This is a genomic window from Mesorhizobium sp. M7A.F.Ca.AU.002.02.1.1, from assembly GCF_003998535.1.
GTDB classification, from domain to species: Bacteria; Pseudomonadota; Alphaproteobacteria; order Rhizobiales; family Rhizobiaceae; genus Mesorhizobium; species Mesorhizobium ciceri.
Map to the genome: position 1 here is coordinate 1 of NZ_RZPB01000208.1, position 8,382 is coordinate 8,382.

Below are 8,382 nucleotides of genomic sequence, written 5' to 3' on the forward strand. Positions count from 1 at the left end.
CTACCTCCCCTGTTCCCTACTCCCCTACTCCCCTACTCCCCTATTCCCCTACTCCGCCGCAGCCTGCCGCAAATCGGCAATCACCGCGCGCCGGTCATGACGCCGCCAGGCGAGATGGAGTGAAACCGTGCGCTCGAGCCACGGCAGGTCGCGAAACACGATCCGCGGCGGCGCAGCGGCACGCAGGCTGGCTTGCACCGTCGCCAAGCCGAGACCCGCGCTGACAAGGCCGAGCGAGGTCAGCGGGTCCGCCGTCTCATAGGCGATGTCGGGCAAAAAGCCGGCTTTGGCGCAGGCGGCAAGGAACTGGCCGCGATTGGTGTCGTCCGGCTGGCGCACGACGGTGATCCAGGTGCGACCGTCAAGATGGTGAGGCCCGATCTCTGGCACTTCAACGAGTGGGTCATCTTCGGGGATCGCCAGCACCAGCGGCTCATGCCGCAGCGCCATGGCGGCGACATCCGGATCATCATCGGGTGGCGGCGAGTAGACAAAGCCCAGATCCAGCGACCGCTGCCGTAGCCCTTCCAACTGCGCCGCCGAGCGCAGGCTTCTCAGCTGCAGGTGGAAATCCGGCCGGTCGCGACGGAACTGGCGCAGCATCCCGGCGACAAGCCCGGCATGAACGGCCCCTTCGACATAGCCGATGGCGAGCCGGCCGACGGCGCCGCTGGCCAGGTTGCGGCCGAACTCCTCCACACGTCGCGCATTGGACAGCAGCGCGCGGGCCTCGGTGAGGAAGGCGCGGCCCTCGGCGTTGAGATGGACCCGCTGCTTCGACCTCTCAAAGAGGGAAACACCCAACTGCTCCTCGAGCTGGATGATCTGCCGGCTGAGTGGCGATTGGGAAATATGCAGCATTTCGGCTGCGCGCCCGACATTTCCGGTTTCGGCGACCGTGACGAAATAGCGGAGCTGGCGCAGGTCGAACATTTCTCCTCCAAGGCTCAAGTCCCTTTGGGTCTCAACTTTATCCTAATCAGTCTTGGACTGTCTGACCAGCCAAAAGCGATAATCGGCCATCCCAACCAAAGGAGACCGCCATGCAGTTCTTTGCCCTTCTCGCTCGCAACACCGAAAAATTTACCGATGCCGATTTCGCTCCACTTCTGCCCGGCGAAGCCGAACAGCGGCGCACGCTCTACGCCGAAGGGGCGGTACGTCAGGTGTGGAACCGAGGCGACATCCCGGGCAGCGGCATGATGCTCGAGGCTGCTGATGATGCTGAGGTTCGCGGCCACCTCGCCACCTTGCCGTTGGTCAAGGCCGGCATGATGGACATTGCCGCAATCGTGCCCCTCAAGCCCTACCCCGGCTTCGGCCCGAAGCACTGACAGGGCACATCCGGGGGTGACGAAGGCGTCACCCCCGGATTGACACGGGGATCGACAGACTGTGATCGGCTGTCAAGAAACCGTCACACGAAACCGGCTTCGCGCGTGCTAGGAATCAGTATCAGGCAGCCGCCGTGCGGCGCCATCTTCGGAACATGCATCTGGCACCGCCCATGGACATCACTCTCGCCCCGGAAGGCACCGATCTCTCGCCCTACCTGCCCGACGAGCACGGACTGTTCTTCATCTATCACTTCACCGCTGAGGGCGTGCGAACCAGGGACGCCGCCGCCGCGCACTGGACATGGCGCAGCTACCAGCTTTCCGACATGCGGGCCCGTCACGAAATCGGCGCCGATCGGGTTTTGCCGGCACCGGCGCGTGAAGCTTTCCTGTCCGCCAGCCATGGCTGCCACATCGACCTCGAGGACGACTGGCTCTATGGCGATCTGCCGGACCTGCGCCATGACTATTCGGCGGAAGCGGGCGGGCTTGGCCATTTCCGCTTCGCGCTCAATGACACGATGCTGGTCGGCGCCCGCAAGCAACCGCTGCAGTCGGTCGACAACATCCGCAAGGCGATCGAGAATGGATCGCGCAAGTTCCGCTCGCCAGCCGAGTTGATCGAGGCTGTCGTCGGCCAGTCGTTCGATGGCATGGTGGCGGAACTTGCGGCACTCGGCGACAGTCTCGACGGCATCGAAGACCGTATCGTCTGCGACGCATGGCACAATGAACGGCAATCCCTGGTCGACGCGCGCCGGCATCTGGTGGTGATCCACAGGCAGATGGCGACGCTGACCAATCTGTTCCGTCACCTTGATCATTCGCACCGCAACGACCTGCCAGACAGCATCAACGACATGGCCGCGCGCCTTTCACACCGGGCGCAGACGCTGCACTATGACGGCGAGCAATTGCAGGCGCGCGCCCGGCTATTGCAGGACGAGCTTATGGCAAAGCTGACGACGCAGTCGAACCGGCTGCTGTACGTCCTGTCGGTGATGACGGCGGTGCTGTTGCCGATGACCATCATCTCAGGCCTGTTCGGCATGAACGTTGGGGGCCTGCCGCTGGTCGACACGCCAATGGGCTTTTGGGTGGTGACGGCTGTGTCGATGGTGATCGCGGGCGCGACCTATCTCTTTGTCAGGCGGCTCGGACAGATGTAGCACCCGCCGGCAGCTTTCACGCAGTGGCGCGAAGATCCTCGATGATGGTGCCGGCGGCGGCCACTTCCGCTTCGTGATCGGGCTCGCGCCAGGTCTCGGCAAGCCCAGCCGCATGCCATTCGCGCATCGCCGGCAGAGCAAGCAACTGCGCCGGATACGCTGCAGCCGCACCCTCGAAGGAGAGCCCATAAGACTGTGCGCGGAACGCCACCGGGGCAAAGAAAGCATCTACTGCGGTGAAATGAGCGCCCGCCAGAAATGGCCCGCCGAAACGAGCAAGACCATCATTCCAGAGGTCGCCGAGGCGAAAGAGGTCCTGCTTCAGCGCATCGGACATCGGAAACGGCTCTACCCGCACGCCGCAACTCATCGGACAGGCGCTGCGCAATGCGGTGAAGCTCGAATGCATCTCGGCGGCGGCCGAGCGCGCCCAGGCGCGCGCCTTGGCTTCGACGGGCCACACGCCATGGTGGCGTTCGGCCAGATATTCGACGATGGCCAGCGAATCCCAGACCGCCCAGCCGTCGTCGACCAGGCACGGCACGCGGCCGCTCGGTGAGAAGGAACGGTACAGATCCCAGCTCGATCCGGTCGGGAATGGCGTCAGCCGTTCCTCGAATGGGATATCCAGCGCGCGCATCAGCACCCAGGGCCGCAGCGACCATGAGGAATAATTTTTGTTGGCGATATGCAGCAGGTACATCGAACCCCCTTACCGTGCGGGCTGCGGCGCGGCGCGTCGCGCTGTCGTCAACATCGACCAGGAATAGACTGCCAAAGCCGCCCAGATCAGCGCAAAGGCGATGGCCTGGATGGTGCCGAAAGGCTCGTCGAAGATCAGAACGGCGATCAGGAACACCATGGTCGGCGCGATATATTGCATGATGCCGATGGTTGACAGCCGCAGCAGCTTGGCGCCGAAGGCGAACAGCAACAACGGCACCGATGTGACTGGACCGCAGCCGATCAGCAACGCCGTATCCGTGCCACTGCTGGATACGATGTGGTCCTGTCCGGTCGCGATGAGATAGACTATGTAGCCAAGTGCCGGCACCGACAGCAGAAGGACTTCGAGCAAAAATCCCTGGCTCGGGCCGATCGGCAGCGTCTTGCGGAAGAAGCCGTAGGCGGCGAAGGAAAACGCCAGTGCCAACGACACCCAGGGCAGCTTGCCGCCTTCGATGGTCAGCACGGCGACGGCGACGGCCGCCAGCACCACCGCCGCGATCTGCAGCCGGTCGAGCCGCTCGCCGAGCAGCAGCGCGCCGACAACGACGCTGACCAGGGGATTGATGTAGTAGCCGAGCGCGGTTTCGACGGTGCGGTCGACCGCGATCGCCCAGACATAGATGCCCCAGTTGACCGAGATCAGCGCCGCCGTCAGCGCGGCCATGGCGATGGTGCGCGGCGAACGAAGCGCCGCCTTGAAATCCGCCGTGCGGCCGGCCCAGATCAGAACGGCGGCGGCGATCGGCACCGACCAGACGATGCGATGGGCAATGACTTCCGCGAGCGGCAGATGAGCGACCGCCTTCATGTAGAAGGGCAGCAATCCCCATAGCAGATAGGCGCCGAGCGCCAGCAGAAAGCCGCGCCGGGCCTTGGACTCTGCATCCAGGGTAATTGCTTCAGTGGCCATGGGCCAACGCTATGGCCCAGTCACCTTGGCAAGACCATCGCAAAGTTCTGATGGATCAATGGACTTTCGCTGATGGTTCAACCCTATTCGGCGGCCACCAGTCCGGCCATCTCGCGGTTCTTCATCAGCTTGTAGACGATGGAATCCATCAGCGCCTGGAACGAGGCGTCGATGATGTTCTCGGAAACGCCGACCGTCCACCAGCGCGCGCCGGTGCCGTCATGCGATTCGATCAGAACGCGGGTGATCGCCTCGGTACCGCCATTGAGGATACGCACCTTGAAGTCGGCCAGCTCCATGTCGGCGATCTCGCCCTGGAATTTGCCGAGGTCCTTGCGCAGCGCGATGTCGAGTGCGTTGACCGGGCCATGCCCCTCGGCCACCGACATCTTCTCCTCGCCATCGACCACCACCTTGACGATCGCTTCGGAGACCGTCTTCAACTGGCCGTTGGCGTCGAAGCGGCGCTCGACCATACAGCGGAACGAGGTGACGTTGAAGAATTCCAGCAGGCCGTGCAGCATCTTGCGGGCGAGGAGTTCGAAGCTGGCATCGGCGCCTTCATAGGCATAGCCCTCGGCCTCGCGCTCCTTGACCACGGATATCAGCGCGTCGAGCCGGTGATCGTCCTTCGGCACCTCAATGCCGCGTCGCCTCAGCTCGGCGAGGAAATTGGCCTTGCCGCCCTGGTCCGAGACCATGACACGGCGGCGGTTGCCGACCGTTTCGGGGGGGACGTGCTCGTAGGTCGCCGGCTCCTTGGCCAGTGCGGAGGCATGAATGCCGGCCTTGGTGGCGAAGGCGGAAGCGCCGACATAGGGCGCTTGCGCCTCTGGCGCTCGGTTCAGGAGTTCGTCGAATGCGCGCGACAACCTGGAAATGCCTGTCAGCGCCTCAGCCGAAATGCCAGTTTCGAAACGATCGGCGAAGGCCGGCTTTAGCGCCAGCGTTGGCACGATCGAGATCAAATTGGCGTTGCCGCAGCGCTCCCCGATGCCGTTGAGCGTGCCCTGGATCTGGCGCACGCCAGCCTCGACAGCGGCGAGGGAATTCGCCACGGCCTGGCCGGTGTCGTCATGGGCATGGATGCCGAGATGATCGCCTGAAATGCCTGATAAAATAACCTTCTCGACGATGGCGCGGACTTCCGATGGCTGCGTGCCGCCATTGGTGTCGCACAGCACCACCCAACGCGCCCCGGCATCATAGGCGGTCCTGGCGCAGGCCAGCGCATAGTCGGGATTGGCCTTGAAGCCATCGAAGAAATGCTCGCAGTCGACCAATGCCTCCTTGCCGGCGGCGATCGCCGCCTCGACGGAGGCCTTGATGGCATCGAGGTTCTCCTCATTGGTGCAGCCGAGCGCGACACGGACGTGGTAGTCCCAGCTCTTGGCGACGAAGCAGATGGCATCCGATTTCGATTGCACAAGAGACGCTAGGCCGGGATCGTTGGACGCCGACACCCCTGCCCGCTTGGTCATGCCGAAGGCGACGAATTTGGCGCGCTCCGTGCGCTTCTCCTGGAAGAAGGCGGTGTCGGTCGGGTTGGCGCCGGGATAGCCGCCTTCGACATAGTCGAGGCCAAAAGCGTCAAGCAGTTTTGCGATGGCGATCTTGTCCTCGACGGAAAAGTCGATGCCCGGCGTCTGCTGGCCATCGCGCAATGTGGTGTCGAAGAGATAGAGGCGCTCGCGGGTCATGGTCATTTGCCTGCAAACTTGTCCGTCGCGCGGATCAGCCGGTCGAGGATACCCGGCTCCGAATAAGCATGGCCGGCGCCCTCGATCAGATGGAAATCCGCCTTTGGCCAGGCCTTGTGCAGCGCCCAGGCATAGCGCGCCGGGCATGGCATGTCGTAGCGGCCATGGACGATGGTGCCGGGGATGTCGCTCAGCCTGTGCGCGTCGCGCAGCAATTGTCCCTCTTCCAGCCAGCCGGCATGGACGAAATAGTGGTTCTCGATGCGGGCGAACGCGACGGCATAGTCGTCCTGCCCAAACGGACCGCTTGTCTCAGGCTCCGGCAACAGCGTGATCGTTTCGCCTTCCCACAGGCTCCAGGCGCGGGCCGCCTCGATCTGCGCCTTTCGATCCGTGCCGACCAGCCGCTTGCGATAGGCGACCATCATGTCGCTGCGCTCGGCCTCCGGGATCGGCGCCAGGAAGCGCTCCCATTTGTCCGGGAACATTTCCGAGACGCCGAACTGATAGTACCATTCCAGTTCCGCACGCGTCAGCGTGTAGATGCCGCGCACCACCAGTTCGCTGACGCGTTCTGGGTGGGTCTCGGCGTAGGCGAGCGCAAGCGTCGACCCCCAGGAGCCGCCGAACACCAGCCATTTGTCGAAGCCGGCCATTTCGCGCAGCCGTTCGATGTCGGCGACCAGGTGCCATGTCGTATTGGCTTCGAGCGAGGCGTTGGGCGTCGATTTTCCGCAGCCACGCTGGTCGAACAGGATGACATCGTAGAGCTTCGGGTCGAACAGCCGCCGGTGTTTTGGCGAAATGGTGCCGCCCGGCCCGCCATGCAGGAACACCGCCGGCTTGGCGCCTTTAGTGCCGGAACGCTCCCAGTAGACCTGGTGGCCGTCGCCGACATCGAGCATGCCGGAATCGAACGCCTCGATCTCGGGATAAAGCGTACGCAATTGACTGCTCATAGTTGTAAACCTTTGGTCGGCCAGTCCGGCGTTTCATGGTCTGGGTGCTGGAAGGAGATGATGGATTCCTGCCTGTTGTAATAATCAGGATCCTGGTGGACGGGCTGATCGAAGATCGTCTCCACCCAGGGCAACCGCGCGGCATAGTTGACCTGGATCTGCGGTGCCAGGTCCGAACGGTCGTCGAAGGCACCGATCGCGATTTCCAGCCCGCCGGGCTGCCGATATGTCAGCGGCGTGCCGCAGCGGGCGCAGAAACCACGATCGATGTTGACCGACGACTGGAAGTAACTCGGCTCTTCATGGGTCCATTCGACGCCATCTCTGGGCACCGTGACCAGCGCGCCGAAGAACGAGCCGAACTGCTTCTGGCACATGCGGCAATGGCAGATGGACGGACGGCCGAGCGCTCCATGAACGCGGAAGCGCACGGCGCCACACTGGCAGCCGCCGGTTCTTACCTGATCGGTCATGATCTTTCCTTTGGCGGCCATTGTTCGGTGTCGTGGTCGGGGTGCTGGTAGGAAACGAGATCGGCCAGATAGGAGGCCGACGACATGTCGGCCATGGTGTCCTCGCCCGGCAGTTGCGGGATCGAGTCGACATAGGGCAGCTTTGCCTCGATCCCCCATTGAATCAGCGGCACGATCTCCGCTGGATTGTCGAACGCACCGATGGCGAGGCCAACCCCGTCCGGCGCGGTGAAGGTCAGCGGCGTGCCGCAATCGGCGCAAAAACCGCGATCGACATGGTTGGACGAACGGAAGTATTTCGGCTCGCCGCGCGTCCAGTCGAGCCTGGCGCCACGCACCGAAACCAGCGGCGCGTAGAACGCGCCGAACGCCTTCTGGCACATGCGGCAATGGCAGACCGAAGCGTCGCCCAAAGCGCCTTCAACGCGAAAGCGCACCGCGCCGCACTGGCAGCCGCCGGTATAGATCGGTCGGTTGTCGAGGCTCATCGCTGATCACTCCGGCGCATGGCAGACGGCCTCGACGTTGTTGCCGTCGGGATCGAGGACGAAGGCGCCATAGTAGTCCGGGTGATAGTGCGGGCGCAGGCCCGGCCCGCCATTGTCCTTGCCGCCGGCGGCAAGCGCCGCAGCATAGAAGGCTTCGACCTCGGCGCGGCTGCGCGCGGTGAAGGCGACGTGCTGATGGGCCTTCTGACCATCCTTGCCTTCCTGCAGCCAGAATACCGGCCGATCGCGACCGTAGCCACCGACCTTTTTACCGCCGGTGTACTCCAGCGGCACCATATACAACAGCGCGGCACCAAGCGGCGCCATCGCCTTGTCATAGAAAGCCTTCGAAGCGTCGAAATCGGCAACGTTGATGCCGAGATGATCGATCATCTTTTTACCTCCCAGGTGGTGATGCGTTCGCCTGTGACCGGATCCTTGCCGTCCTTCAACTGTATCCCCTGGGCCAGCAGGTCGTCGCGGATGCGGTCGGCTTCGGCCCAGCTCTTGGCGGCGATGAACGCGAGACGCTTGGCGATGGCCTTGCCGACGTGGCCTTCATCAACCTTCGCCGACGCGACGTCGAAGCCGAGGAACAGCAGCGACGCCTTCAGCGA

At 63.5% G+C, this 8,382-nt stretch carries 10 protein-coding genes and 1 pseudogene; 2 read left to right on the forward strand and 9 right to left on the reverse strand.

The features are described from left to right. Positions 1–48: 48 nt before the first annotated feature. Positions 49–933, reverse strand: a complete 885-nt coding sequence (locus EN879_RS14995) for a LysR substrate-binding domain-containing protein (protein ID WP_013532551.1) — start codon at positions 931–933, stop codon at positions 49–51. Positions 934–1,043: 110 nt separating this feature from the next. On the opposite strand from EN879_RS14995, the gene EN879_RS15000 reads away from it, so the two are divergent. Together EN879_RS15000 and EN879_RS15005 are read left to right on the forward strand one after the other, a co-directional pair. Then, positions 1,044–1,334 carry a muconolactone Delta-isomerase family protein gene (locus tag EN879_RS15000; RefSeq protein WP_013532552.1) on the forward strand — a complete coding sequence of 97 codons (291 nt, stop codon included), beginning with the start codon at positions 1,044–1,046 and terminating at the stop codon, positions 1,332–1,334. 173 nt (positions 1,335–1,507) lie between these two features. Continuing rightward, positions 1,508–2,506 carry a transporter gene (locus EN879_RS15005; protein WP_063167702.1) on the forward strand — a complete coding sequence of 333 codons (999 nt, stop codon included), beginning with the start codon at positions 1,508–1,510 and terminating at the stop codon, positions 2,504–2,506. A 16-nt stretch (positions 2,507–2,522) separates the two neighbouring features. Here the strand turns inward: EN879_RS15005 and EN879_RS15010 are convergent, their stop codons facing one another. The 8 genes and pseudogenes from EN879_RS15010 to EN879_RS15045 all read right to left on the reverse strand — a co-directional run. Beyond that, positions 2,523–3,209 carry a glutathione S-transferase family protein gene (locus EN879_RS15010; protein ID WP_013532554.1) on the reverse strand — a complete coding sequence of 229 codons (687 nt, stop codon included), beginning with the start codon at positions 3,207–3,209 and terminating at the stop codon, positions 2,523–2,525. A 9-nt stretch (positions 3,210–3,218) separates the two neighbouring features. Next, a complete protein-coding gene (gene rarD, locus EN879_RS15015; protein ID WP_013532555.1) occupies positions 3,219–4,145 on the reverse strand; it encodes an EamA family transporter RarD in 927 nt (308 codons plus the stop codon). An 83-nt stretch (positions 4,146–4,228) separates the two neighbouring features. Beyond that, positions 4,229–5,851, reverse strand: coding sequence for a citramalate synthase (gene cimA / locus EN879_RS15020; protein WP_181172691.1), 1,623 nt, complete (start codon positions 5,849–5,851; stop codon positions 4,229–4,231). Beyond that, positions 5,848–6,804: a prolyl aminopeptidase gene (gene pip, locus EN879_RS15025; protein ID WP_013532557.1), complete on the reverse strand. Its 957-nt coding sequence runs from the start codon at positions 6,802–6,804 to the stop codon at positions 5,848–5,850. The genes cimA and pip overlap by 4 nt, the downstream gene beginning before the upstream one ends. Beyond that, positions 6,801–7,277, reverse strand: coding sequence for a GFA family protein (locus EN879_RS15030; RefSeq protein ID WP_013532558.1), 477 nt, complete (start codon positions 7,275–7,277; stop codon positions 6,801–6,803). The genes pip and EN879_RS15030 overlap by 4 nt, the downstream gene beginning before the upstream one ends. Next, positions 7,274–7,765: a GFA family protein gene (locus EN879_RS15035; protein WP_013532559.1), complete on the reverse strand. Its 492-nt coding sequence runs from the start codon at positions 7,763–7,765 to the stop codon at positions 7,274–7,276. Before EN879_RS15035 ends, EN879_RS15030 begins: the two co-directional genes overlap by 4 nt. 6 nt (positions 7,766–7,771) lie before the next feature. Further along, a complete protein-coding gene (locus EN879_RS15040; protein WP_013532560.1) occupies positions 7,772–8,158 on the reverse strand; it encodes a VOC family protein in 387 nt (128 codons plus the stop codon). Beyond that, positions 8,155–8,382 (reverse strand): annotated as a pseudogene (locus EN879_RS15045) (cysteine--tRNA ligase); the annotation flags it as partial. The pseudogene EN879_RS15045 and the gene EN879_RS15040, both read right to left, overlap by 4 nt.

What these genes read in the sequence shown, in the direction of transcription:
- EN879_RS14995 (WP_013532551.1), bottom strand. Translation starts at nt 933, where the DNA reads ATGTTCGACCTGCGCCAGCTCCGCTATTTCGTCACGGTCGCCGAAACC.
- EN879_RS15000 (WP_013532552.1), top strand. Translation starts at nt 1,044, where the DNA reads ATGCAGTTCTTTGCCCTTCTCGCTCGCAACACCGAAAAATTTACCGAT.
- EN879_RS15005 (WP_063167702.1), top strand. Translation starts at nt 1,508, where the DNA reads ATGGACATCACTCTCGCCCCGGAAGGCACCGATCTCTCGCCCTACCTG.
- EN879_RS15010 (WP_013532554.1), bottom strand. Translation starts at nt 3,209, where the DNA reads ATGTACCTGCTGCATATCGCCAACAAAAATTATTCCTCATGGTCGCTG.
- rarD (WP_013532555.1), bottom strand. Translation starts at nt 4,145, where the DNA reads ATGGCCACTGAAGCAATTACCCTGGATGCAGAGTCCAAGGCCCGGCGC.
- cimA (WP_181172691.1), bottom strand. Translation starts at nt 5,851, where the DNA reads ATGACCATGACCCGCGAGCGCCTCTATCTCTTCGACACCACATTGCGC.
- pip (WP_013532557.1), bottom strand. Translation starts at nt 6,804, where the DNA reads ATGAGCAGTCAATTGCGTACGCTTTATCCCGAGATCGAGGCGTTCGAT.
- EN879_RS15030 (WP_013532558.1), bottom strand. Translation starts at nt 7,277, where the DNA reads ATGACCGATCAGGTAAGAACCGGCGGCTGCCAGTGTGGCGCCGTGCGC.
- EN879_RS15035 (WP_013532559.1), bottom strand. Translation starts at nt 7,765, where the DNA reads ATGAGCCTCGACAACCGACCGATCTATACCGGCGGCTGCCAGTGCGGC.
- EN879_RS15040 (WP_013532560.1), bottom strand. Translation starts at nt 8,158, where the DNA reads ATGATCGATCATCTCGGCATCAACGTTGCCGATTTCGACGCTTCGAAG.